We start from the raw sequence: 26,113 nt of genomic DNA on the forward strand, positions 1-26,113 counted from the left end.
TTATTATAATAAAAATATAAAAACAAACGAGAAGTTTGATATAACATTTAGAAAATAGACCAATCATAAATAATAAAACATCATAAGCCGTTAACGCCTATTTCTACAGTTTACCTATTGTTTTACTATTTCTTATTTGTTCATTTTCTAATAGTTTATTCAACATCTACAAACATTTAGGAGGGCGAAAGTCTATGTTTAAGTTTAAAAAAACACTTGCCTGTGCAGTAGGAGCAACCTTACTAGCAGCCGGTCTAACGGCTTGTGGTTCTGGTCAAAACGCTACAGATAATAAATCTGACAGCGGAAAAGAAACTGAAATCACATACGCAATTTGGGATAAAATCCAACAGCCTGGAATGCAAAAGCTAGCGGATGAATTCATGAAAGAAAATAAGAATGTCAAAATCAAGGTACAAGTCATTCCTTGGAATGAATATTGGACTAAGATGGAAGCAAGTGCAAATGGTAAAAACTTGCCGGACGTATTTTGGATGAATGGTAGTGAGGCAGCACGCTACATCAAGGCTGATGCTTTGATGGATTTGACAGAATCATACAACAAAGAAAAAGGCAACTATCCAGAAGACTTAGTGAAACTATATAGCAAAGATAACAAGACTTATGCTATTCCAAAAGACATCAGTACCATTGGCCTCTGGTATAACAAGGAAATCTTTGATAAAAAAGGAATCGCCTATCCTGACAACACGTGGGATTGGGCCAAATTTAAAGAAGTAGCTAAACAATTAACAGATACAGAACAAGGCATCTACGGATTCGGTGCTCCAAATGATACTGAAGTTGGTTATTACAATGCCATTTTCCAAAACGGCGGTAAAGTCTTATCTGATGATAAGAAAAAATCAGAGTTAAACAACCCTGCGACTCAAGAAGCCCTGCAATGGTGGGCAGATTTCTCTCTCAAAGATAAAAGCTCACCAACTGTAGCACAAACCGCAGAAAATGACATTCGTAGCCTTTTTGCCTCTGGTAAACTTGCAATGATTTTTGATGGTTCTTGGGTGTTCAACGACAACGCTAGTAACGAATATTTGAAGAAAAATGCAGACATCGCTGTTCTTCCAAAAGGAAAAGTCAGAGCTACTGTGTATAATGGACTAGGAAATGCAGTTTCAGCTTACACAAAAAATAAAGAAGCTGCTGTCAAATTTGTAGAATTCTTGAGCTCCAAGAAAGGTATGGAAATCCAAGGTAGTACCGCTACTGCCATCCCTGCTTACAAAGGAGCTGATAAGAAATTTGTCGAAGCAACAAAAGCAACTTTCAACACCGAAGTCTTCTCTGAAATGCTTGAATATGGTGTACTAAGACCAAACGGAGCAAACTTCAATCGTGCTGAAAGTACTGCTACAGAGGATCTTGCTCCTATCTTTAGCGGAAAATCAACCGTTTCTGATGCAACAGAAAAAGCTGCAAAAGATGTCAACGATATTTTAGCTGAATAGGATAACGAGTCTTTAAAAGAGATAAATACCGACAACCTAGTCAGTGTTTATCTCTTATTTTTTTAAGGAGGTCTATTGTGGAAAATATTCAACAAACAAAAACACATCAAAAAAGCACCTTTATTACTATCGGTAAACGGCGCTATCGAAAATCATCTATTTTGTGGGGATATTTATTTATCTTACCAACTTGCTTGGGAATGTTTTTCTTAAACATTAAACCAACGTTTGATACGATTTTCATGAGTTTCTATAAATCTTCTGGACTAGGAGATGCGAAATTCGCTGGATTGGAAAATTACCAACGTTTGATCCAAGACCCTCAGATTCCGTTAGCTATCTGGAATACTATCAAATATACGATTTTTGCTGTTCCAGGAATTATTGTTTTCTCACTATTAGTTGCTGTGCTTCTCAATCAAAAGATTAAGGGTTTATCCCTTTATCGTGTGATTTACTTTCTTCCCGTAGTCTCCACACCCGCAGCGATTGCAATGGTCTGGCGCTGGCTTTATAACTCTGACTATGGTCTCATTAACTATGCACTCAGCCTTATTGGGATCAAAGGTCCTTGGTGGTTAGGAGATCCCAAGTTCTCTATACTAGCCATTGCCATCGTGGGGATCTGGAGCGCTATTGGTTATAACATGGTTATCTTACTAGCAGGCCTACAAGAAATCCCTCGCGATTACTACGAATCTGCCAGCCTAGAGGGGGCAGGGCCTATCAAGCAGTTTTTCTCTATCACACTTCCTCTAGTTTCTCCTTCTCTTTTTTTCGTGGTCATTACAACCGTCATCAATGCATTACAGGTGTTTGATGTCATCTACCTCATGTTCGACTCTAAAAGCGAAGTCATCATGCACACACAATCTCTCGTTTACTTATTCTTCAAACATTCTTTCATCTTAAGTAATAAAGGATACGGTGCAGCGATCGTTGTTCTACTTCTTGTCGTTATTGGTTTGATCACAGCGCTTCAAATGAAATTACAAAAGAAATGGGTTCATTATTAGGAGGTTTATGTCATGAAAAAACGAACCATTTACACCAAAGTCATTATTCACTCTGTTCTAATAGTTGGGGCCATTATCATGATTTTGCCTTTCATTTGGATGTGTTTGACCTCTATCAAGACACTTTCCGAATCAATTACAGTCCCTCCTATACTCTTTCCAAAGGTTCCACAATGGCATAATTTTGTGGATATTCTCAACAAGCTACCGTTTCTTAGCTTTTATATTAATACCATCATTCTGATCATTGGCCGTGTAGCCTTTGCATTAGCATTTAGCTCTATGGCAGCCTATGCCTTTGCTAGAATCGAGTTCCCTTTTAGAGAATTTCTTTTTAGCATCGTACTAGTGCAAATCATGATTCCGTCTCAAATCTTTTTGACACCACAATTTTTATTGGCACAAAAACTAGGAATTTTAGACTCTATTCCCGGCCTTATCTTCCCTGGTCTCGTCAGTGCTTTTGGAACCTTCTTACTTCGACAATTTTTCAAAGGACTACCTGACGAATTAGAAGAAGCCGCTATCTTAGATGGTTGTAATATTTGGCAAATTTTCTTTAAAATTATGCTTCCATTAGCACGTTCTGGACTGGTCGCTTTAGGGATTTTTACTACTTTGTTTGCCTTCAAGGATTTGATGTGGCCTCTTATTGTCAATATTTCCGAAGACAAAATGCCACTCTCTGCCGGCCTTGCTAGCTTGCAAGGACAGTATTCTACCAACTATCCAGAGTTGATGGCTGGCTCTCTCCTTGCTATCTGGCCAATGCTGCTGATTTTTATCATGTTCCAAAAAAGATTTATCGAAGGTATTGCAACTTCTGGCGGAAAATTATAATCATATTGAGGTAAGCTATGAAACTAACATTTTTAGAAAACGAATACTGGTATGGTGGCTACACTGTTGATGGACCAGCGATGCCCCTAGACAATCAAAGCGAAAAAGAAATCAATCTTACAACGAATCAATCCGTCAATCAAGCTGCTCCGCTTCTCTTATCTTCTAAGGGACGGTATATTTGGAGCCAAAATGGGTTTACTGCACATTTTCGTCAAGGAGAAATTTTCCTATCAGAAAATGCTATCTTAGAAACAGGCCATCAAACTCTTCGTGGTGCCTATTTGGCAGCTGCAAAAAAATATTTCCCACCAACAGGAACAATGCCCGATCGTGCTCTGTTTGAGCAACCTATTTATAATTCTTGGATTGAATTGACATTCTATCAAACACAGGAAGCTATCGAACAGTATAGCCAAACGATTTTAGAAAACGGCTTACCTGCCGGTGTACTCATGATTGATGATGGTTGGTCTAACTACTACGGCGATTGGCAATTTCATTCAGGAAAGTTTCCCCATCCTGAGAAGATGCTAAAAAAACTTCATCAAGCTGGATTCAAGGTCATGCTATGGATTTGCCCTTTTATTACTGCAGATACAGTAGCTTACCGTGATGCTCTTGCAAAAGATTTATTAGTAAAGCGGCCTGACGGGGAGGCTTATATTATCCATTGGTGGAATGGTCACTCCGCCCTACTAGATATGACAAATCCCGCTTCCCGAGATTGGCTAAAGAATCAATTAGACAAACTTCAAGCAATGGGTGTAGACGGCTTTAAATTTGATGCAGGAGATAGTTTCTTTTATCCAGCAGATGCTTTGACTTATAAAAAAGCAAGCCCTGATCAACAATCTCAAGCTTGGTCTAACTTTGGTGAACAATACTCTTTTAATGAATTCCGTGTGACTTTTGCTACTGGAGGACGCCCACTCCTTCAACGCCTTTGTGATAAAAATCATTCTTGGGGCGATAATGGTATTTCCTCTCTCATTCCAAACAGCCTGACTCAAGGTATCACTGGCCATGCTTTTACTTGTCCTGATATGATTGGGGGAGGAGAATATGTCAATTTCGGACAAGCTAGCAAAAACTTGGATCAAGATCTATTTGTTCGATATGCCGAAATCGCCTGCCTCATGCCTGCCATGCAGTTTTCAGCGGCACCCTATCGCGTCTTAGATGAGCCACACTACAATGCAATCAAGAAGACCATTCAAATCAGAGAAAAGTTCATCCATGAAATTTTAGACTTAGTTGAACAAGCTAGCTACACAGGTGAACCAGTTATTCGCTATATGAGTTATGAATTTCCTAGCGAACCTGTCGAAATGATTACCGATCAATTTATGCTTGGCCCACAACTCTTAGTTGCTCCAATTGTTACACCAAACCAAACCGGACGTCAAGTCTATCTTCCAAAAGGGCAATGGGAACATAAAGATACAATCATAGATAGCACTGGACAATATTTCCATTTCGAAGCTACCTATGGTGAGCCACTTGTCTTTAAAAAAATCGATCATCTTTAAACATGCCCCCCTTAAAACGGCTGAAATATTTTTGTTTCAGTCGTTATTTTCTACTAGAATCAATCATCATATTGTTATATAATTTATATAATGGGAATGTCGTTTTTATAAAGAAAGAGCTGCCAATGAAAAAGAAATTAACCATTGTATTAGCCTTATTAATTCTTTTTATTTTAGTTATTCTTGCTTTTATAGGTTTCTTCTATTATCAAACAATAGATACCAACCATAAAAACATTACTAGACTGGCACAAAATCGTTTAGAATATGCCAGCCAGCGACTGCTCATGGGGCAACGATCTATTGAGGATAATGCAGGTACTCTTCTTGTAGATAGCGATGTCAGAGACCTCCGCACAGATGAAAAGCCTACTGATGACTATTCCTATTTGCTGCAACTCAATCGCATCAGTGCCAAACTAAAAGAACGGTTGATTAACAGCTCAGATATGGCGGATATTAGCCTATATTGGCCACAAAAAGACATTCTTATTTCAACCGAATCCAGTCCCAACCTCAAAAACGAGATGAAACAAGCCCCGCCAATAAAGGGCTGGCGAAATACCAATAGAGGGCTGTACTTTCTTATGTCCTACACTTTTGGTAATACAGAAGAAGAAACTATCGTAGCTATCAAAGCTTCTGACTCACTCTTACTTGAAGCCCAAGAAGCCTTAGCTAGTAACTCTGATGAAGCTGCGCTATTACTACCAGATGGACAAATTTGGGGAGGATCTAGAGAATTACAAAATTTGATCCAAAAAAATCGTAGTGTATTTCAGAAATCTATCTCAAATTCACCTTTTCATATCAAACAATCACTCAAGTATTTCATGACTTTGAAGGTGTCCGACTCTCAAATACAACTCATCTCAACTTTACCAACCAAACAGTTCGATGATACTTATACCCACAATACCCTAATCTCTTTAACAGCAGTCTTATTTGTACTTGGCTTTGGCTTCATCTTAATCTTTCTTTATCACCGCAATGTTTTAGCAGAGATTTCACTTTTAACTACTAAGCTCAAGCTAGTAGAAAAAGGAGATTATGATACCCGCATCGAACATCTCCACCAGAATGAATTTGATTATTTGTTTAAGCAGTTTAACCTTATGACTTCAAGTATACAGCGGCTGTTTCGTACGCTAGTCAAAGAAATGCAACAGCGTGATTTAGCAGAAGAACGACAGTTTCAGTCTCAAATACAGCCTCACTTTCTCTATAATAGTTTGTTTTATATCGTCTCTGTGGCTGATCAACCGCAAGACGTTAGAAAAATGACCAGACACTTAGCCGAATACTATCGCTATTTGAGTAAAGCAAAAGACCGAGTCTGTATCCAAGATGAAGTGGAGTTTGCTCGGCACTATCTATCTATTCAAGCCCTACGGAAAGATTTTCAGTTTCAGATTTCATTAGAGGATCATGTAGGGCAAGAACTTATTCTTCCCTTGTTGATTCAGCCAATTATTGAAAATGCCATCGAACACGGCATTGAAGCTAAAGACGGAGCTCATCAAATTAACCTTTCTGTCAAGCGAGAAAACTCAGGTATACACATTATCGTTTCTGATGATGGACCTGGTATGCTTCTAGATGATCTTGAGACATTGTATCATTTTATTAACCAGCCTCATCACCAAGGAGGCTCTATAGGCCTTTGGAATGTTAATCAGCGCCTTAAAAATGCTTACGGAAAAGAGGCCGGACTACATTTGAAAATAAACGACTTAGGTGGATTAACTATTCACTTCACAATCAACAAAGAAAGCGGGGGGACATATCGTGAAATGTTGGATTGTTGACGATGAGAAAAATATTGTAGATTATTTATTTAAAACGATTAATTGGAGAAAGCATGGATTCCAAGAAGTTGTTTCCTTTACCAGCTCAAAAGAAGTCCTCTTTCGAATCGAAAAAGGCGAATCTCCCAATCTACTCTTAACAGACATTCGTATGCCAGAGGTCAGCGGTTTGGACTTGGCACAACGAATCGATCCACTAACAAAAGTTGTGATTATATCAGGATACTCTGACTTTACATATGCCCAACAAGCTATTCGCTATGGAGTTGTAGACTATTTACTAAAACCAGTATTTCCAGAGGAACTTGAAGAACTCATTGAGAAAATTATGCCTCAACTTTCTATTAAAAAAGTACTAGAAGATGTTGATAGCAAATTATTTTATCTCAGTTTATTGTCAGGAAATTTACCTCAAGAACCTGACTCCCTTTCTTATTGGCAGCACTTATTAAATGGAGGGTATGTACTAAAACAAGCTCGCCTTGATGAAGAGAGATTTCTGCCATTTTGCCTAAATGAGTTTGAGTTTGGTTTTGTTTTAGAAGAATACAATCGTCAATGTAAAGAGCCTATCCGAGAACTGTTTGACATCATTTTTCAAACAGATTTTAAAGAGCCTATCCAGCGGCATGAATGGACCAAAGACCTTGTCCAACAACAAGATTGGAGGAGCCTGCTAGAACAACTGGATAAACTCGATGTAAATAGTACCAGTGCTCAATCTATATTTCTCAAACTTAATATCCTATATCATATCTATAAGCATTTCCCGTTTCTTTTACAAGAATTTGATGTATCACAGACCATTCATCTGGCTCTAGCAGATAACCTAGATCGTTGGCTACAAAATCTGCTACCGCTCTCTAATCACCTAACACAAGATGCAGCTATTAATATCTCTTCACTGCAATCCTATATCTTAGAAAATCTTGACAGCCCCTTATCTCTAGAGATATTAGCGGACAAAGTTCATATCCACCCAACCTATCTATCTAAAATATATAAGGAGAAAACTGGAGAAAATCTATCTCAGTTCATCCTTGAACAACGCCTACAGAAAATGAAGAAGTTACTTCTAACAACAAGCTTAAAAATCAAAACAATCACAGAATTAGTTGGCTATCAAAAACCTCAAAATATTAATGATTTTTTCAAGAAACGTTTTGGGCACAATCCTAGTGATTACCGCCGAATCTTTAAAAAATAAACCTCGCTGGATTAATGTGCTCCAAGCGAGGCTTTTTTTATTTAGTCAAAATAGACAACGTTTCAATTAAGTTATCCGCATGAACTTCAATCGTATCACCAGTAGCTTTGATTTTCACTTCTACGATACCTTCGGCTGCTTTTTTACCAACAGTCACACGGATTGGAAGACCAATCAAGTCGCTATCGCTAAACTTAACCCCTGCGCGTTCATTGCGATCGTCTACCAAGACCTCGTAGCCAGCCGCAACTAAGCTTTCTTCTAGTTTATTTGTCAAAATTTGACTTTCTTCATCCTTGACATTAACCGGAATCAAGTGAACATCAAACGGAGCCAACTCTTTAGGAAAATTAATTCCCCAAGCGTAGCGATACTCTCCTTTAGGCGTCTTATTGACAAAGAGTCGAGCATGTTGCTCCATGACTGCTGAGAGTAAGCGACTCACACCGATACCATAGCATCCCATCACAAGGGGAACTGCTCGGCCATTTTCATCCAAGACTGTTGCATTCATGCTATCAGAATAGCGAGTCCCCAATTTAAAGATATGCCCAATCTCGATACCACGCGCAAACTGCAGAACACCTTTTCCGTCCGGAGAAATCTCTCCTTCACGAACTTCACGAATATCAACATACTCTGCTGTAAAGTCACGGCCAGGATTCACTCCAGTCAAGTGGTAACCATCTTCATTAGCTCCTGCAACAGCATTAGACAGATCCTGAACTTTACGATCAGCGATAACGGTCACATCGTTTGGTAGATTAACTGGACCAAGAGAACCAAAGCTTGCCCCTAGCAAGGCTTGAACTTCCGCTTCTGTTGCAGCCTCAAAGAAATCAGCTCCCAAATGATTTTTTAATTTAACTTCATTCAGTTGATCATTCCCAACAAGCAAGGCAACAACAGGTTTTTCATCTGCAATGTAAACTAAGGTCTTGATGGTTTGCTCCTCAGAAACTTCCAAGAAGGCTGCAACTTCATCAATACTCTTACAATTCGGCGTCTCAACACGCGCAAGCTCGCTTTCAGTCTCAACGCGGTTACTTGGTTTGTACTCATTCGTAGCCATTTCCAAGTTAGCTGCGTAGTTAGATTCACTTGAATAAGCAATCGTATCTTCACCAGAAACCATCCAATTGCTTAATTCTGTTTTGATTTCTTCTAAGACATCTGCCGGAATCTCATCAATGCTTGCAACAGACTTATCTAAAACTAACCAGCGATTTAGGTCTGTTCGATCAGGGGTAATAGCCATAAATTCTTGACTATCCTTACCGCCCATTGCTCCGCCATCTCCAATAATAGCTTTAAAATCAATCTCACTGCGTGTGAAGATGTTCTCGTAAGCAGTTTTGTACTCATCATAGGTCACATCTAAGCTATCATAGTTGGCATGGAAGCTATATCCATCCTTCATGATAAATTCACGTGTCCGTAAAAGACCATTGCGAGGGCGTTTCTCATCACGGTATTTAGGTTGGATTTGATAAAGGTTAAGTGGTAACTGTTTGTAAGACTTAACTGAATCACGTACCAAGGCAGTGAATGTTTCTTCATGGGTCGGACCTAAAATAAAGTCGGAACCTTCACGGTTTTTCAACTTAAAGAGGTCATCTCCATAAGTTTCATAACGACCTGATTCACGCCAAAGATCTGCACTCAAAAGAGCAGGAGCTAGCATTTCCACTGCACCAATTTTTTCAAATTCCTGACGCATGATCTTCTTAGCTTTTTCAATAACACGATTGGCTAACGGGAGGTAAGAATACACACCTGCTGAAACTTGTCGAACATAGCCTGCCCGCAAGAGTAGAGCATGACTGATCACTTGCGCATCACTTGGCATCTCACGCAAAGTTGGGATTAACATTTTACTTTGTTTCATAAAAACTCCTTTAATCTTGTTTGGAAGCACTGAGCATTATCTAAACTTCATATCATGTAGCTTGATCAGAAGAATGTACGCATGATATCATTCCAAGTCACAGCAATCATAAGAATCACCATAATAGCAACACCTGCTAAGGTAACATAGGTCTCTGTTTCTCTCTTAAGCGGTTTTCTGCGAATAGCCTCGAGAATATTGAGCACGATTTTCCCTCCATCAAGAGCTGGAATAGGAATCAAGTTGAAAATACCGATATTAATAGACAACAAGGCCAAAAGCCCAATAACCTGATTTAAACCAGCTTGCGCCGCTTGACTGCTGACACGGAAAATAGCAACTGGTCCACCTAGCTGGTTGAGACTTGGATGGAAAATCAAATTCTTTAACGCATTTAAAATCCGAAAAGCCGCATCCCAAGCCATGGTAAGTCCTCCAGCCAACATAGATAGAAGATCTGATTTCATACCTGGTGTGACACCGAGCAGGTAACGGTCGCCTTCTTTTTGGGGCGTGACAGCTATCTCCTTCGTCTCATTGCCACTTTTAATCGTCAAATCAAGCTTCGGATTCTTTTGATTTTTCGTTTCCTTCTCCACAGCTCGTGTCAAATCATTCCAATTTGAGACTTCAGTTTGACCAACTTTAAGAATCTGATCATTATTTTGCACACCAGCTTGTGCCAAAACGCCATCTGATGTGACGCGAATATGATTACTAGCAAGATCTTGCACTCCACCTTGTAAAGCAATCAAGACCCAGAAAGCCACAATCCCTAAGATAAAATTATTCATAGGACCTGCAAAGTTAGTGATTAGGCGCCCCCAAATCGTAGCATTCTGATATTGCACATCTAACGGAGCGATGCGCACTTCGGTTCCGTCTGCTTCTACAACAGTTGCATCATGATCTACGGAGTAGGTCTTGCTTTCTTCTAAGACCAAACCAGTGATTTCCAGTTTGTCTTCAAAATCAAAGCTAGTTACGTTCATTGGCAGAGCTGTCTGATCGATTTTCTTACCAGACAAATTGATACGTACAACTTTTCCTTCTTCGTTAAGCGTCAAGCTAACAGGAGTCCCTGTTTTAATTTCTGTTGTATCATCACTCCAACCAGCCATACGAACATATCCTCCCAAAGGAAGAATCCGAATTGTATAAGCCGTACCATCTTTACCTATATGAGCAAAGATTTTAGGTCCCATTCCAATGGCAAATTCTCGAACGAGAATACCAGACCTTTTCGCAAAATAGAAATGTCCAAATTCATGGACGACAACAATTATACCAAAGACAATGATAAAGGTGATAATTCCCATGATTCCCATATTGTTCTGATACGCATCCCTTTCTAAATTCTAGCTATAAATAGATCAAAGAGGCTGGAATAAACCTCCTGTTCTCTTTGATCATTTTTAACGATTTCGCTTTACTAAATCAAGATGGTTAGAATAGACCTAATACTCGCATCAAAGGAAAAACAAACAATAGGCTATCAAAACGATCTAAAACACCGCCATGCCCTGGAATGAACTTCCCAGAATCTTTGACTCCATAGTGACGCTTTATTGCGCTTTCCACCAAATCACCAAATTGACCTGCCAAGCTAAAGAAAATTGAGTAAATAACTAACAACCACTGACTGTGCGGAGCAGCAACTGCAGCATCAAAAAAGACGAAAATAGATGTGACTAACATAGCAGACAAAATCCCTCCAAGAGCACCTTCAATGGTCTTGTTAGGTGAGATAGTCGGTGCTAGTTTACGAGTGCCAAAGCGTCGTCCAGCAAGATAGGCACCACTATCCGTAGCCCAAACAATAAAGAGAGCCAAGAGCACCTTATCCAAACCAGCGATCCGCGCATCCAATAAAGCATTGAATCCAGAGCCAACATAAAAGCTCACCGCGATAGGATACACCACATCATCAAAAGTATAGGTTTTTCCAAAAACTGTAGAACCCAGCAGTAAAAAACAACTAAAGTATAGGCAACCACATTGCCATCAATTGGCAAGAAAGTAAAATAATACTCAATTGGAACAGCCAAGACAAAAGCTGCCAGCATAGCCAGCATTCCTTCTAGCGTAGCAGTAGCCAAGCCTTTCATTCGGAGCAACTCATGCACAGCTAACATAGCTAAGAGGCCAACTCCTATCTGAAAAACAACCCCTCCTAATACAACTAGGGGAAGGAAAATCGCAAGCGCAACTCCCGCAAAAATCAATCTCGTTTGTAATTCCTTATCCATAAACTCTCCTAAACACCACCGAAGCGTCTCTGACGTTTGCTATATTCTTCGATAGCTTCTTTTAATGATTTTTCATCAAAATCCGGCCACAAGGTCTTGGTGAAATACAGCTCACTATATGCACTTTGCCAAGGCAAAAAATTACTAAGCCGCAATTCTCCACTCGTTCGGATGATCAAATCTGGATCTCTCAAAACACGAGGCAATGTACTCGTTTGAAGATAGTCTCCTATCATCTCCTCGTTAATATCACCTGGATTAAATTTTGCATCCAATACTTCTTGAGCAATATTTCGAATAGCTTGGGTTAACTCTGCACGGCCTCCATAATTGAGAGCAAAGTTCAAAATCAATCCAGTATTGAGCTTGGTCAATTCTTCTGCTTTAAGCAAAGCTTGATAGGTCTCTCTTGGCAATCTCGCCACGTCACCAATCATTTGAATTTTTACATTATTTTTATGTAGCTCGGGCACGTAGCGATCGTAAAATTCAACCGGCAAATTCATAATAAACTTGACTTCTTTTTCCGGCCTCGCCCAATTTTCTGTCGAAAAGGCATAAACCGTTAAAACCTGCACTCCCATTTCTTTAGCAGCAATGGTAACTTCTTGTAAAGCTTCCATACCAGCCTTATGCCCAAAGACACGTGGTTGCATCCGTTTCTTAGCCCATCGACCATTCCCATCCATAATGATCCCAATATGCTTAGGTACCTGTAGAGGAATGTTTATTTTTTCTTTTTTCTTAAAGTGAAACATAGCTTTATCCTAAAATTTAATCATTTTATTATACCATAAATCTTGTAAAAGTGTGTGTTTGGTACGTTTTGAGCTCAAATTATCTGTTCTATCATTAATCCGTTTTCTTTTGAGTATTACATCGTAAATCGTAGATAGAACAATAAAGTAAGACAAATGATATAACTAGTCCCGAATAGAGTACTTGTATTATTTTCACAAGATTTGGCGATCTTTTTTTATTTGTTTCATTACTTGGATCGTTCATTCTACTAGTTTTCCACACTATGTTATGAGACTTTCCAATAAATTGTTAAATATAAATTTAAAAATTCACTTTATTTTTTTAATAGAATTACGAATAGTCTATTTGAGAGAATAAAAATACACTCATCTAATTTCTATTTTTCGGAACGCTTTCTCTACTATTACTACTATTAGCATATATTGTAAAAAAGAAATGGAGATTACTCTATGAAAAGCTATTTACAACAAATCACCTATGCCAGCCTGACTTGGCTGTTAGCTTTCATTACAGATTCTGGGATTGAACTATTTCAGATTTACAATGATACACGAACAACTCTAATGGGACTACAAATCCAGAACATTGATACAAAAGAAACAGTGACTAATTTCTTTTCCCTGACCCCACGTTTCTACTTCATTTATCTTGCCGTCGTATTTATCTGGCTAAGTATTTATTCACTTAATAGAAAATATAGAGTTCATGCATAATGTGGTTTTACTATTTTTAACTTTGACTTAGGAATAACAATCCTTTGTTCCACCTGTCCAATTTAAATATATTTACAGAATTTCTTGATTGCTTCCTCTATAGCCCTATTCCTATTATTAGGCTTCGTTCTGCCAGGGGAATCTATTGTTAGAGTTTCTTCTTCATTTTGTCTCAAACTTATTTGCCAAACGCTTTTATAAACAAAAAGAATCTGAGGATTTCCTCTGATTCTTTCGTCCTATTCTTCAATAGCTGATTCTTCAGATGCTTCTGCTTCTGCTTGAGGCAAAACAGTCTTGATAGCTGTCAATTCAAATGTCAAATAAACGCCATCAACATCCAAAACAACCGTACGTTTGTCTGTATCGACTTCATCGACTGTTCCGTACAAGCCACCAATCGTGATTACTTCGTAACCTTTTTGAAGTTTGTTCAAGCTCTCCATCCGTTTTTCTGCTTGTTTTTTTGCGTGCGGTTCATGTAGAAAATCAATCCTGCCATAACCACAAACATGATAATCATTTGGATTCCCATAGTCGTCTCCTTTTGTTTTTGTGTCTTCATCACTATATCAAATTTTTGGTATTTTTACAAGAGAGGACAGCCATTTCTGACCAAAATCAAAAGAAGTAAAGCACAATACTGCGCTTTACTTCCATATTTTCTGATCAATATTTTACTTAGTAAGTTATCTATTTTCTGGCATTTCCTCTATAACAAGTTCGCCATCTTTGATATCCGCCAACAAATGCTTAGCATCTAAATGATCCAAGTGGAAATCAGTCACTTTGTCACGGATTTGTTGCTCGATGACTCTACGGAGTGGACGAACACCCATCACTTGATCATAACCAGCATCGCGCAAGAATTCCTTCGCCGCATCAGACACAGCCAGATCGATTTCTTTCTTGCTCAAGGTTTTATTCACTTCGATTAACATTAGATCCACAATTTCCATCAGATCTTCCTTCTTGAGATGAGAGAACTCAATCACTGCATTGAAACGATTGAGGAACTCTGGACGGAAATAATGTTTAAGTCGTTCCATCAAATCAGGTTTTTCTGCGTCTTCTTCCAGACCTGCTTCATAACCGAATCCAGCATTGGAAGTCGCAATGATAACCGTGTTCTTAAAGTTGACAGTATTTCCTTGACCATCTGTCAAACGACCGTCATCCAGAACTTGAAGGAGAAGGGTAATCACTTGTGGATCAGCCTTTTCAATCTCATCCAAGAGAATGATAGAGTATGGATTGCGACGGACACGCTCAGTCAGAGTGTTGTTATTGTCATCATATCCGACATAGCCCGCAGTCGTACCAATCAGCTTGGAAACGGCAGTTCGATCAGAGTACTCGGACATATCTAGACGGATAATCGCTTCCTTGGTACCGAACATATCCAGAGCCAGTTGCTTAGCCAACTCAGTCTTACCGACACCTGTCGGTCCAACAAATAGGAAGCTTCCGATTGGACGGTTACCTTCATCAAAACCTGCACGATTTCGGCGGATAGCTCTAGCCACGGCTTCTACAGCCTTGTTTTGGCCAATCACCTTGGCTTTGAGGCGGTCATTCATACCTTTGAGACGCTCAATATCCGTAGCTCCCATTTGAGATACTGGCACTCCTGTCATTCGCTCAACAGACTCTGCTACATCGTTGACTGTTGCCGTTACTTTCATATCTTCAGTATGGTTCTGCATTTTCTTTTCAAGCTCTTCGATACGAATCTTGGTATTTAGAGCTGCTTCGAAATCTTCTTTTTCTACGGCTGCTTCCTGCTTAGCCTTTTGCTCTTCGATTTCGCGTTCAACCGCATGAACATCAGTCACTGGATGCTGAGCTGCCAAGTGAGCCGCAGTCACGTCAACTAAGTCAATCGCCTTATCAGGCAGACTGCGTTGTGGAATATACTGAATAGAATAGTCCACGGCTGCTTTTAGTACCTCATCCGGTAGCATAACATTGTGATGTTGCTCGTAAAGATCTCGAATTCCTTGAAGAATTTTATACGTATCCTCTGCAGACGGCGCATTGACTTTAACTTCATTGAAACGACGGGCCAAAGCTGCATTTTTGAGAATAGTATTACGGTACTCGTCTTGAGTAGTAGCCCCGATAACGGTCAACTCACCACGAGAAAGTGCCGGTTTGAGAATATCCGCCATGCCTTTAGAGCCACTATCTCCGCCGATAGATCCTGCTCCTAGGATTTGGTGGATTTCATCAAAGAAGAGGATAATGTTGCCTGCTTCCTTGACTTCATTGACCAAGTTTTGGATATTTTCTTCAAAGCTACCACGATATTGGGTACCAGCTTCTAGACCAGAAATATCAACAGAGATAATTTCTTTGTTCTTGATGGCTGCTGGTACATCACCATTGACGATAGCTTGAGCCAATCCTTCTACGACAGCTGTCTTACCAACTCCGGCATCTCCGACCAATACTGGATTATTCTTAGTACGACGAGAAAGGATTTCAGCTGTTTCTTGGATTTCCTTATTGCGCCCAATGACTGGATCTAACTTGCCATCACGCGCTTCTTGGGTCAGATTACGACCCAGCTTAGCCAGGATACCATCCTGCTTAGGTCCATGAGCAGCAGTTTGTCCAGTCTGCTCACCTGTTCCTTGACCAGGCAGTTGACCTGTAGCTCGGTAATGTGCAAACTCTTCTGGTGTCACTTCTCGGCCGTTAATTAGGTAGCGACGGCTTTCACTATTATAACCACGCATCCCTCCCATTAATTGATTAAATAAGTCATCCATATTATTAAAATTATTGTAATTATTATTCATATTCATACCTCTTCATTTTCAAGAATTGCAAACGAATTTTTGATTTATTTTTCGTTTACATTTGTAATTGTAACATGGTACGAAAGAGATGTCAATAAAATATGCTCAAATTTTCAAAAAAAATTTACATGTGTAATCAATTTTCTATTTTAAATGTTTTTATACAACTATTAGCATTTTCTATACAATTTAAAAAGACCTGTAATCATAAGATACACAGGCCCTTTTTTATATCATTTTTATTTCTAGAACAACTCTTTATAGAAAGCGATGGTTTCTTCTAAAGTAGGCATGAATGGGTTGCCCGGCGCGCAGGCATCAATCAAGGCATTCTTAGATAGGTAATCAAAGTCAAAGTCTTTTTCTTCGATACCAAGTTCAGTGAGTTTCTTCGGAATGCCAACTGTTTCTGATAATTTCTCTATTTCAGAAATAGCGTAAGCTGCGCATTCTTCATCTGTCTTACCTTCAATTTGTAGTCCCAAAGCCTTGGCAACGTTACGGAAAGCTTCTGGTACTCGTTTGGCATTCTCACGCTCGACGACCGGCAAAAGCATCGCACAGCAAACTCCGTGAGGCAATTTATAAACCGCACCAAGTTGGTGAGCCATTGAGTGAACATAACCTAGTCCAGCATTATTAAAAGACATACCGCCTAGGAAAATAGCATTGACCATGCCTTCACGTGCTTCAATATCATGTCCATTCGCAACTGCACGAGGTAGATATTCCTTGATAAGTTCGATCGCTCCGATGGATAATTTTTTAGTCACACCATATGCTCCAGGCGTTACCAAAGCCTCAACAGCGTGGGTAAGAGCATCCATACCTGTTGCTGCTGTTAGAGCAGCAGGTTTTGAAACCATGAGTTCTGGATCATTCACAGATATCAACGCTAAGCTATTTTTATCCACCATTACCATCTTAACCTTGCGCTCTTCATCCGTGATAACATAGTTGATTGTGATTTCAGCTGAAGTTCCCGCTGTAGTGTTAATAGCTACTACTGGTAGGCCTTTCTTCGAAGACTTATGCAAACCTTCATAATCCTGTGGCTTACCGCCATTTGTCGCGATAACAGAGATACAGCTAGCGGCGTCTTGTGGTGACCCGCCTCCAACACTGATGATAAAGTCACAGTTATTTTCTTTTAGTGCTGTCACACCATCCATAACATTTTTACAAGTTGGATTTGGTTCTACATCACTAAAGACCACATAATCAATTCCTTCTGCTTCTAGAGGTGCTGTGACTTGTGGCAAAATATCACTGCCTTCAATAAATTTATCCGTTACTAACAAGGCTTTGCTATAGCCTAATTCCTTGACATAAGGACCTACTTCCTTCACTACGCCTTTTCCAATAAGGTTGACTGAGGGTACATAAAATGTTGACATAGATTTTCTCCTTTTTATATTGTTAATATAATAATACTACTATTCCAATCTCTTTGCAAAGATTTTGTGATTTTTTTAACAAAAACATTTATAAAAAATACTAACCTTCCAAAATAAGATAAAGAGCAAGGTGCTCCTTTTCAGAAGCAACCTCGTTCTTTTTCTTATCTGTTTTACGTGTTATCTTTCATTTGTAATCACGCCTTTTTTCAAAATAATATTGCCATATAGAGCTTCTTCACCTGTCTGAATGATCAAATAAGCTTTCTCTGCTTGTTCATAGAAAGCAAAACGCTCGAATTCTTTAACGACAACGCCAGATTGGTGTTTATCCAATAAAGTCTTGTAGTCATCCCAAATAACTGGTATAGTCGGATCTCCCGGTACTACCTGCATAAGACCCGCTTGGTAATCACTATAAGTGTCCAAAGGCAACAGAGTTAGTATAGCATCTAGTATCGCTGGAACTCCATGACCATCACAACGAACTACGCGTTGACCAATCCGATGAGCAGGGAAGTTCGCATCAGCAATGACTACTTCATCTCCGTGACCCATCTCCATTAGATACTTAACTAATTCTGGACTTAATATAGTTGGAATATGCTTTAACATCTAGCTTTCTACTTTCTATTTTCTTTAAATAATCGATATGATTGAGCCAATTCAGACTTTTCTTGTGCCTGATATTGCTTCGTTCTTTCTGATGCTTGGATAATGCTTTTCAGAGTTTTATTTTTTCATGAAAGAAGAGGTAATACTGCGTTACTTACATAGTTGAGAGAAGCCAGCTACATTCTAGTGAGAGTGAGACAGAAATCGGTAATTCGTTAGAATTCGATTTCGTCGTCCCACCTCCGCACAGTTGAGTTGGGCTGTAAAAGCTGATGAAATCAGCGTAGTAGAGCCCACTCAACCACTGCGTCTTACTCGACAATCCAAAGACAATTGAGAGGCTAGGACTTTTGTCCCAAACTCTTTTTATTACAACAAAGGTTACTTATGCATCAAATAGTTTAACAATTGTAAAATATCACTATATGTCATAAAGTCTGATAGCCAATAAAGCCTAAAAATTTCAAGCTAAACTCATTGTCTACTAACTATTTTTTCTATCAGAAAAGCATAGAAACTTCAAAAATTAATAAAATAATCAGTCACAATCATAAATTTCTCATGAAGAAAAACTCATCATTTTTCAGTACGTCAGAGACTTCTAAATAAAAAAGACAGACACTTAACAAAGCATCTGCCATATACACTATATTAATTAAGTTTTAAGCTTTTAATTCAATTACAGCATCACCTTCAGCCACTGTTTTTTCTGCTACAGGCGTAACAGAAGCGTAGTCAGCTGTATTTGTAACGATGACCATAGTCGTATCATCTAGACCTGCTGCTGCAATTTTCTCAATTTCAAATGTTCCCAGAACATCGCCGGCTTTGACTTTATCACCTTGAGAAACTTTTTGTTCAAAACCTTCGCCGTTCATTGTAACAGTATCGATTCCGACATGAATCAAGATTTCAGCGCCATTGGCTGTTTTCAAACCATAAGCATGACCAGTTCCAAAAGCAATCGTCACTTCAGCATCAGCCGGTGCATACACTACACCTTCACTTGGCTTGATGGCAAGACCTTGTCCCATAGCACCGCTAGAGAATACAGGATCATTCACATCGCTCAAAGCTACTGTCTGACCAACGATTGGAGAAACAATCGTTTCATCTTGGAGAGTAGCCGGTACATTACCAGTTTTTTCTTCTTCGACCAGTTTTTCAGTTTCAGCTTTTTCAGTTACAGTTTCCTCATCTTCAAAACCAAACATATACGTCAAAGCAAATCCAAGTGCAAATGAAACAGCTACCATGAAAAGATATTGGAAGAGTTGTCCATTACCAATGTAAAGCATTGTACCTGGGATGATAGTGATACCATTACCAGTACCAGCAAGTCCAAGGAGAGATGCTAAACCACCACCAATTGCACCAGCAATCAATGAAAGGAAGAATGGTTTGCGGTAACGTAAGTTAACCCCGAAGATAGCCGGTTCTGTAATACCAAGGAAAGCAGAAAGAGCAGCTGGGAAAGCAAGAGTTTTTAGTTTAGGATTTTTCGTTTTCACACCAACAGCAACAGTTGCAGCACCTTGAGCGGTCATAGCTGCAGTGATGATAGCATTGAATGGGTTAACATGGTCAGCAGCAAGTAATTGCACTTCAAGCAAGTTGAAGATATGGTGAACACCTGATACGACGATCAATTGATGAACTCCACCAATCACTAAACCACCTAAACCAAGCGGCAAAGCAAGAATTGCTTTTGTTCCAAATAAAATATAGTTTTCAACAACGTGGAATACTGGTCCGATGACGAATAGTCCAAGGATAGACATGACCAAAAGTGTAACAAATGGTGTCACCAAGAGATCCAAGACATCTGGTACAACCTTGCGGAGAGTTTTTTCAAACTTAGCTCCGACAACACCGATAATGAAGGCTGGAAGGACTGACCCTTGCAAACCAACAACAGGGATGAAGCCAAAAAATTTCATGGCAGTCACTTCACCACCTGATGCTACTGCCCAAGCGTTTGGAAGTGAACCAGATACCAGCATCATACCAAGGACGATACCAACAGCTGGATTTCCACCAAATACACGGAAAGTTGACCAAACAACCAAACCTGGCAAGATGATAAAGGCTGTATCCGTAAGGATTTCTGTATAGGTCTTCACATCATCTGGAAGCGTCATTCCAAGAGCGTTTAAAAGTCCTCGAACACCCATGAAAAGACCTGTCGCTACGATAACAGGAATAATTGGAACGAAGACGTCACCAAATGTACGGATGGCACGCTGAAACCAATTCCCTTGCTTGGCTGCTTCTGCTTTCATATCATCTTTTGATGATGTCGGCAAGCCAAGTGCAACGACTTCATCATACATCTTATTGACAGTACCAGTACCGAAGATAATCTGATATTGACCTGAGTTAAAGAAAGCACCTTGAACTTTTTCTAAGTTTTCAATAGCTTCCTTGTTAATTTTTGCTTCGTCTTTGACCATCACGCGTAGACGAGTCGCACAGTGAGCAACACTGTTGACATTCTCACATCCACCAAGAGCGTCAACGACTGCTTTTGCAATGTCTCTATTTTCCATTAGATCTCCTTAAAAATTAAGTTTTGTAAGCGATTTTATCACTTCTACGCTTATTATTCTAACATGTTTTAAAAATATGTCAAGCGTTTTGCAGAATATTTGCTTTTTTGTGGGTTAAATGTTGATTTTTTAGGCGAAAACGTTTACTATAGTAATAAGAAATAATCTGATTCGGAGGGAAAAAGATTGGTTTGGACTACTGAACAACGCTATAGACGTTATGAAGACTGGACTCAGAAAGAGATACAACATATCAAAGACAACATCGCTAAATCTCCTTGGCGGGCCACCTATCATGTAGAGCCTCAAACAGGCCTTCTTAATGATCCAAATGGCTTTTCATATTTCGATGGCAAGTGGGTGGTTTTCTACCAAAACTTTCCTTTCGGAGCAGCTCACGGTCTCAAGTGCTGGGTCCAGATGGAAAGTGACGACCTAGTTCACTTCACGGAAACTGGTCTTCGAGTGCTGCCAGATACTTCTCTGGACAGCCACGGTGCCTACTCAGGCTCTGCCATGCAGTTTGACGACAAGCTCTTTCTCTTCTACACCGGCAACGTTCGTGATGAGAATTGGGTGCGTCACCCCTATCAGATTGGTGCCTTGTTAGATAAATCAGGTAAGCTCGAAAAAATTGACAAGGTCTTGATTGAACAACCTGCTGAAGCCACTGACCACTTCCGCGATCCGCAGATTTTCAACTACAAAGGGCAATTCTATGCCATTGTCGGTGGGCAAAATCTAGACAAGCAAGGCTATGTCAAGCTGTACAAGGCTGTTGATAATGACTATACCAACTGGGAAGTAGTCGGCGATTTAGACTTCGCCAATGACAAGACAGCCTATATGATGGAGTGTCCTAATCTAGTCTTTATCAATGACCAGCCAGTCCTGCTTTATTGTCCTCAAGGTTTGTCTAAGGACGTGCTGGATTATGGCAACATTTATCCAAACATGTATAAAATAGGTCAAACGTTTGACATAAGCAAAGCTGCTATGATTGATCCTAGCCCCATCCAAAATCTGGACTATGGTTTCGACTGCTATGCTACCCAAGCTTTTAACGCACCTGACGGTCGTGCACTCGCTGTCAGCTGGCTAGGCTTGCCTGATGTGGAATACCCATCTGACCGCTTCAACCATCAAGGAGTCTTCTCTCTCGTCAAAGAATTGACTTTGAAAGACAATAAACTCTACCAGTACCCAGTACCTGCTATCAAGGATTTGCGAGCAGAATCTCAGCCTTTCACTGCTCTGACAGAAAGCAAGAACAGCTATGAACTAGAGCTGAATCTCGCTACAGATACCGAACACGAAATCGTCCTCTTTGCAGACAAGGACGGCAAGGGCCTACGCATCAACTTCGACCTCAAAGCAGGTCAAGTGACCGTTGACCGCAGTCAGGCTGGTGAGCCATTCGCTCTGGACTTCGGAACCAGCCGAAGCTGTGATATTGACAAAGAAGCAACGAGTGCTACTATCTTCATCGATAAATCGATTTTTGAAATTTTCATCAATAAAGGAGAGAAAGTATTTTCCGGCCGTGTCTTCCCGAGAGAAGAGCAGACAGGCATTACCATTACCAAGGGTAATCCAACCGGTACTTACTATGAATTAGATTATGGTCGCAAAGCTAACTGATGTAGCAAAACTTGCAGGAGTCAGCCCAACAACTGTTTCCCGCGTCATCAACAGAAAAGGCTACTTATCCGACAAAACGATTTCTAAGGTTGAGGCAGCCATGCGAGAATTGGCCTACAAGCCTAACAATCTGGCGCGCAGCCTCCAAGGAAAATCAGCCAAGCTAATTGGACTTATTTTCCCTAATATCAGTAATGTCTTTTACGCAGAATTGATTGGTAAACTGGAGCATGAACTCTTTAAACAAGGCTATAAAACCATCATCTGCAATAGTGAGCATGACTCTGACAAGGAGCGTGAATACCTTGAGATGTTGGAAGCCAACCAGGTGGATGGCATCATATCTGGCAGCCACAATCTAGGCATCGAGGACTACAATCGCGTGACTGCGCCTATCATTGCCTTTGACCGCAATCTTTCGCCGGATATTCCTGTCGTCTCTTCAGACAACTTCGAAGGCGGAGTGCTGGCAGCTCAGACCTTGGTCAAGGCTGGAGCGCAAAACATCATCATGATTACTGGCAATGACAATTCCAACTCGCCAACTGGCCTGCGCCACGCCGGCTTCGCTTCCGTCCTGCCAGACGCACCTATTATCAATGTATCCAGTGATTTTTCTCCGATCCGAAAGGAAATGGAAATCAAGCAAATCCTCAGTCAAACTAAGCCCGATGCTATTTTTGCTTCAGATGATTTGACAGCTATCTTAATTATGAAAGTCGCTCAGGAACTGGACATCCAGATTCCCAAAGATTTAAAAATCATTGGTTACGACGGCACTTACTTTGTAGAGAACTACTACCCTCAGCTAGCAACTATTAAACAACCCTTGCAAGATATAGCCTGTCTCTCTGTTGACTTGCTTCTTAAAAAAATTGCTGGTCAAGAAGTTCAGACGACTGGTTATTTCCTTCCCGTCAGCCTCTTGCCCGGGAAAAGCATCTGATTTTCACAGAACGAAAAAAGAACTTCCAAAATGGAAGTTCTTTTTTTATATTATCCTCTAGACTTCTTACTCAGCCTATTTGTTACTCCTCAGTCACAAACTGACTCAAAATTCCATTAACAAATTTACTTGATTTTTCATCTGAGAATTTTTTTGCTAACTCAATCGCTTCATTGATAGCAACAAGCTGCGGTGTCTCATCATATTCTAGTAGCTCATATAAGCCTAAGCGTAAAATACTTTTTTCCACGAGTGTTAAACGCTCCAAAGCCCAACCTTTTTTTAAGTGTTGGCGAATTTTGTCATCCAACTCAATCTTTGATTGCATCACACCATTGACTAAATTGAGCAAAAAGACTGGCAACTCGACTTGTTCTTCTTCCTTATCATGTAGATAAGCAAAGCGACAGGCCTCCACTATATCACCATCATACTCTAAACTCATTATCGCTTGGAATGCTCTTTCACGTAAATCACGTCTTGAGTCTGCTATCACCTTACTCATTAAGGAAGTCCTCATCAAATAAATCTACCAAATCAGGTTTTGGAGACTTTTCAGGAACAATACCTGCAACGTGGACATTGACAGCTGACAAAGTTACATCAGCCATATCATGAACGGCACTTTTCACAGCTTTTTGGATAGCCATAGCGACTGTTGGTACTCCAACACCGTACTCCAAGTAAAGATATATATCGACAGTTACATCGCCATTATCCGCAGTGTGAAGATAAACACCACGACCCAAAGAACGCATAGACAAGCTATCTGACATGCTCTTATTCGCAAAAGAGTAGACTCCATCCACCTTTGCTGTTGCAATCGCAATGATTTTCTCCAAAACGCGTGGCGCAATAACAATCTCACCTAGTTGTTCAGTTGCCATAGTGATTACCTCTTCTAAATTATGCGCGAGAAACGTATGTTCCTTCTGCAGTGTTGATGATCAATTTTTGTCCAACTTCAATAAAGTCTGGAACGTTAACGACAAGACCAGTTTCAAGAGTAGCTGGTTTACCAGAACCAGTTACAGTAGCACCCTTGATTGATGGTTGAGTTTCAGTTACAACTAATTCAACAGTTGTTGGTACTGTCACACCAATCACTTCGCTTCCATAGAACTGGATTTTTACGTCAGAGTTTTCAAGGATGTATTTCAATTCATCTTCAACATTGACTACTGGAATTTCATATTGGTCATAGGTTTCAGTATTCATGAAGTAAGCAGTGTCATCCATTTGGTACAAGTATTGAGCTGGTACAGTTTCAATAATAGCTTGCTCAAATTTTTCTTCAGGGCGGTAGCTAGTATCAAAAGTTGAGCCTGTACGAACATCGCGCAGTTTCATACGCATAATCGTATTTCCCTTACCTGGTTTGTGGTGGCTCGCTTCCAAAACGCGGATTAATTTTCCATCAGCTGTTTCAAATGTCATTCCAGCTTTCAGCTTACTTGCTTCAATCATTTGTTTTTACCTCTTTTTAAAATAATTTACTCTTTATTGTATCATAAAGCCTGATAATTCTCAAATAACAATCAACTCTTTTGGTGCAAGAGTTAAGACTTCACAGCCTTTTTCGGTAATAAGGAGATCGTCTTCAATACGGACACCGTATTTGCCGTCTAGATAAATACCCGGCTCATCGGTCAGGACCATGCCTGCCTCAATCGGCTCTTCTGACTTGCCGAAGTAAGGAATCTCATGGATATCCAACCCCATACCATGCCCAATCCCATGACTAAAGTAAGGACCATATCCAGCATCATTGATAATCTGCCGCGGAATCCGATCAAAATCAATCCGGCTAAGCCCAGCCTTGGCTACTTCTATCAGGGCTTGATTGCTGCGCAGAACAATATCATAAATCTCCCGCTCCTCGTCCGTCACCTGTCCCACATGAACAGTCCGCGTCATATCACTGACATAGTGATTGTAGTAGCAACCAAAGTCCATGGTCAGGGTTTCACCCTTTTGAATGACCTTGTCACTAGCCACACCATGCGGCATAGCAGAGCGGTAGCCTGAAGCGATGATGAAGTCAAAGGAAGCGCCTGAAGCACCTAGCTGTCGCATACGGGCATCTAAAAAGTTCATCACAGCTAGCTCAGTCGTCTCACCAGGCTTGATAAAGTCCAGCACATCTAGGAAGGCTTGGTCTGAAATCTGACAAGCCTTGCGAATGGTCGCAATTTCGTGCTCATCTTTAATCATGCGCAGATTTTCAATAAAACCTGTCATAGGAACCAGCTCGTAAGCCGAGAAGACACTTTCCAGCATTTTGAAGTAGGCATAGGAAATCTCATCATCAAAACCAATTTTTTGCAGTTTGTCGCCAGCTATGATTTTAGCAATCTCGCTAAGTGGATCACGTGTTTCCACAATATCAAATCCCTGAACCACTCCCTTAGCAATCAACGTATAACGCGCATCCGTCAGGAAAATACGGCGAGTCTTACTGATAAAAACCGTCGCTTCTGTTCCGCTGAAACCAGTCAGATAGTAAATATTTTTCAGATTGGTTACTAAAACAGCATCGCAGTCTGTCTGAGCTAATGCTGCTTCAAACTTTTCAACTCTTGATAACATGAGGCACCTCCATGAAATAACTATGTTTATTATATCAAAAAACCAGCCAAATAGGACATTTTTTAACAAGGCACACCTAAGGCTTAGA

Annotated in this window: 20 protein-coding genes and 2 pseudogenes; 9 read left to right on the plus strand and 13 right to left on the minus strand. The window is 40.1% G+C overall.

All coding sequences use genetic code 11. The features are described 5' to 3' along the window. Positions 1-194: 194 nt before the first annotated feature. From HMPREF9182_RS04705 to HMPREF9182_RS09600, 6 genes are all read left to right on the plus strand, one after another. The gene (locus HMPREF9182_RS04705; protein ID WP_009754205.1) at positions 195-1,469 is read left to right on the plus strand and encodes an ABC transporter substrate-binding protein; all 1,275 of its coding nucleotides are present in this window, start codon (positions 195-197) and stop codon (positions 1,467-1,469) included. 128 nt (positions 1,470-1,597) lie between these two features. After that, complete coding sequence (locus tag HMPREF9182_RS04710) at positions 1,598-2,485, plus strand: carbohydrate ABC transporter permease (RefSeq protein ID WP_050792379.1); 888 nt, start codon at positions 1,598-1,600, stop codon at positions 2,483-2,485. A 12-nt stretch (positions 2,486-2,497) separates the two neighbouring features. Continuing rightward, a complete protein-coding gene (locus HMPREF9182_RS04715) occupies positions 2,498-3,325 on the plus strand; it encodes a carbohydrate ABC transporter permease (RefSeq protein WP_009754840.1) in 828 nt (275 codons plus the stop codon). A gap of 17 nt (positions 3,326-3,342) precedes the next feature. Further along, positions 3,343-4,857 carry a glycoside hydrolase family 31 protein gene (locus tag HMPREF9182_RS04720; RefSeq protein WP_009754529.1) on the plus strand — a complete coding sequence of 505 codons (1,515 nt, stop codon included), beginning with the start codon at positions 3,343-3,345 and terminating at the stop codon, positions 4,855-4,857. Positions 4,858-4,982: 125 nt separating this feature from the next. After that, entirely contained in the window at positions 4,983-6,665 is a 1,683-nt protein-coding gene (locus tag HMPREF9182_RS09595; protein ID WP_009754767.1) for a sensor histidine kinase, read from the plus strand. After that, entirely contained in the window at positions 6,646-7,872 is a 1,227-nt protein-coding gene (locus HMPREF9182_RS09600) for a response regulator transcription factor (protein WP_009754661.1), read from the plus strand. The genes HMPREF9182_RS09595 and HMPREF9182_RS09600 overlap by 20 nt, the downstream gene beginning before the upstream one ends. Before the next feature lie 37 nt (positions 7,873-7,909). Here HMPREF9182_RS09600 and HMPREF9182_RS04735 read toward each other — a convergent pair whose 3' ends face one another. The 4 genes and pseudogenes from HMPREF9182_RS04735 to HMPREF9182_RS04750 all read right to left on the minus strand — a co-directional run bounded on the left by HMPREF9182_RS04735 (position 7,910) and on the right by HMPREF9182_RS04750 (position 12,767). Beyond that, positions 7,910-9,760, minus strand: coding sequence for a proline--tRNA ligase (locus HMPREF9182_RS04735; RefSeq protein WP_009443174.1), 1,851 nt, complete (start codon positions 9,758-9,760; stop codon positions 7,910-7,912). A gap of 65 nt (positions 9,761-9,825) precedes the next feature. Further along, on the minus strand, positions 9,826-11,082 hold the full coding sequence (gene rseP / locus HMPREF9182_RS04740) for an RIP metalloprotease RseP (RefSeq protein WP_303659936.1): 1,257 nt from the start codon (positions 11,080-11,082) through the stop codon (positions 9,826-9,828). A gap of 124 nt (positions 11,083-11,206) precedes the next feature. Further along, positions 11,207-12,009, minus strand: a pseudogene (locus HMPREF9182_RS04745) (phosphatidate cytidylyltransferase). 8 nt (positions 12,010-12,017) lie between these two features. Continuing rightward, complete coding sequence (locus HMPREF9182_RS04750) at positions 12,018-12,767, minus strand: isoprenyl transferase (protein WP_009755020.1); 750 nt, start codon at positions 12,765-12,767, stop codon at positions 12,018-12,020. 453 nt (positions 12,768-13,220) lie between these two features. Between HMPREF9182_RS04750 and HMPREF9182_RS04755 the strand changes: the two genes are divergently transcribed. Continuing rightward, positions 13,221-13,484, plus strand: coding sequence for a hypothetical protein (locus HMPREF9182_RS04755; protein ID WP_009443771.1), 264 nt, complete (start codon positions 13,221-13,223; stop codon positions 13,482-13,484). A gap of 239 nt (positions 13,485-13,723) precedes the next feature. On the opposite strand, the pseudogene yajC reads toward HMPREF9182_RS04755, so the two are convergent. The 5 genes and pseudogenes from yajC to HMPREF9182_RS04780 form a co-directional block, all read right to left on the minus strand. After that, a pseudogene (gene yajC / locus HMPREF9182_RS04760) lies at positions 13,724-14,019 on the minus strand (preprotein translocase subunit YajC). 154 nt (positions 14,020-14,173) lie between these two features. After that, positions 14,174-16,288: an ATP-dependent Clp protease ATP-binding subunit gene (locus HMPREF9182_RS04765; RefSeq protein ID WP_009754688.1), complete on the minus strand. Its 2,115-nt coding sequence runs from the start codon at positions 16,286-16,288 to the stop codon at positions 14,174-14,176. Positions 16,289-16,533: 245 nt separating this feature from the next. Next, positions 16,534-17,685 (minus strand): iron-containing alcohol dehydrogenase, encoded by a 1,152-nt coding sequence (locus tag HMPREF9182_RS04770; protein ID WP_009754694.1) that lies wholly within the window; start codon positions 17,683-17,685, stop codon positions 16,534-16,536. A gap of 180 nt (positions 17,686-17,865) precedes the next feature. Continuing rightward, complete coding sequence (locus HMPREF9182_RS04775) at positions 17,866-18,300, minus strand: RbsD/FucU family protein (RefSeq protein ID WP_009443439.1); 435 nt, start codon at positions 18,298-18,300, stop codon at positions 17,866-17,868. Positions 18,301-18,962: 662 nt separating this feature from the next. After that, the gene (locus HMPREF9182_RS04780) at positions 18,963-20,849 is read right to left on the minus strand and encodes a sucrose-specific PTS transporter subunit IIBC (protein WP_009754383.1); all 1,887 of its coding nucleotides are present in this window, start codon (positions 20,847-20,849) and stop codon (positions 18,963-18,965) included. A gap of 186 nt (positions 20,850-21,035) precedes the next feature. On the opposite strand from HMPREF9182_RS04780, the gene HMPREF9182_RS04785 reads away from it, so the two are divergent. Continuing rightward, positions 21,036-22,490, plus strand: coding sequence for a sucrose-6-phosphate hydrolase (locus HMPREF9182_RS04785; protein ID WP_009443099.1), 1,455 nt, complete (start codon positions 21,036-21,038; stop codon positions 22,488-22,490). Further along, positions 22,471-23,436, plus strand: coding sequence for a LacI family DNA-binding transcriptional regulator (locus tag HMPREF9182_RS04790; protein WP_009443429.1), 966 nt, complete (start codon positions 22,471-22,473; stop codon positions 23,434-23,436). Before HMPREF9182_RS04785 ends, HMPREF9182_RS04790 begins: the two co-directional genes overlap by 20 nt. An 82-nt stretch (positions 23,437-23,518) precedes the next feature. Here HMPREF9182_RS04790 and nusB read toward each other — a convergent pair whose 3' ends face one another. The 4 genes from nusB to HMPREF9182_RS04810 are packed head-to-tail and all read right to left on the minus strand — an operon-like array spanning position 23,519 to position 26,025. Next, positions 23,519-23,941, minus strand: coding sequence for a transcription antitermination factor NusB (gene nusB / locus HMPREF9182_RS04795; protein ID WP_009754439.1), 423 nt, complete (start codon positions 23,939-23,941; stop codon positions 23,519-23,521). Beyond that, positions 23,934-24,323 (minus strand): Asp23/Gls24 family envelope stress response protein, encoded by a 390-nt coding sequence (locus tag HMPREF9182_RS04800; protein ID WP_009755046.1) that lies wholly within the window; start codon positions 24,321-24,323, stop codon positions 23,934-23,936. The genes nusB and HMPREF9182_RS04800 overlap by 8 nt, the downstream gene beginning before the upstream one ends. A 19-nt stretch (positions 24,324-24,342) precedes the next feature. After that, the gene (efp, locus tag HMPREF9182_RS04805) at positions 24,343-24,903 is read right to left on the minus strand and encodes an elongation factor P (RefSeq protein ID WP_009754238.1); all 561 of its coding nucleotides are present in this window, start codon (positions 24,901-24,903) and stop codon (positions 24,343-24,345) included. A gap of 60 nt (positions 24,904-24,963) precedes the next feature. Next, entirely contained in the window at positions 24,964-26,025 is a 1,062-nt protein-coding gene (locus tag HMPREF9182_RS04810; protein WP_009444012.1) for a M24 family metallopeptidase, read from the minus strand. Between the last annotated feature and the right edge of the window lie 88 nt (positions 26,026-26,113).

The sequence above is a fragment of the Streptococcus sp. oral taxon 056 str. F0418 genome (assembly GCF_000220065.1).
Classification (GTDB): Bacteria; Bacillota; Bacilli; order Lactobacillales; family Streptococcaceae; genus Streptococcus.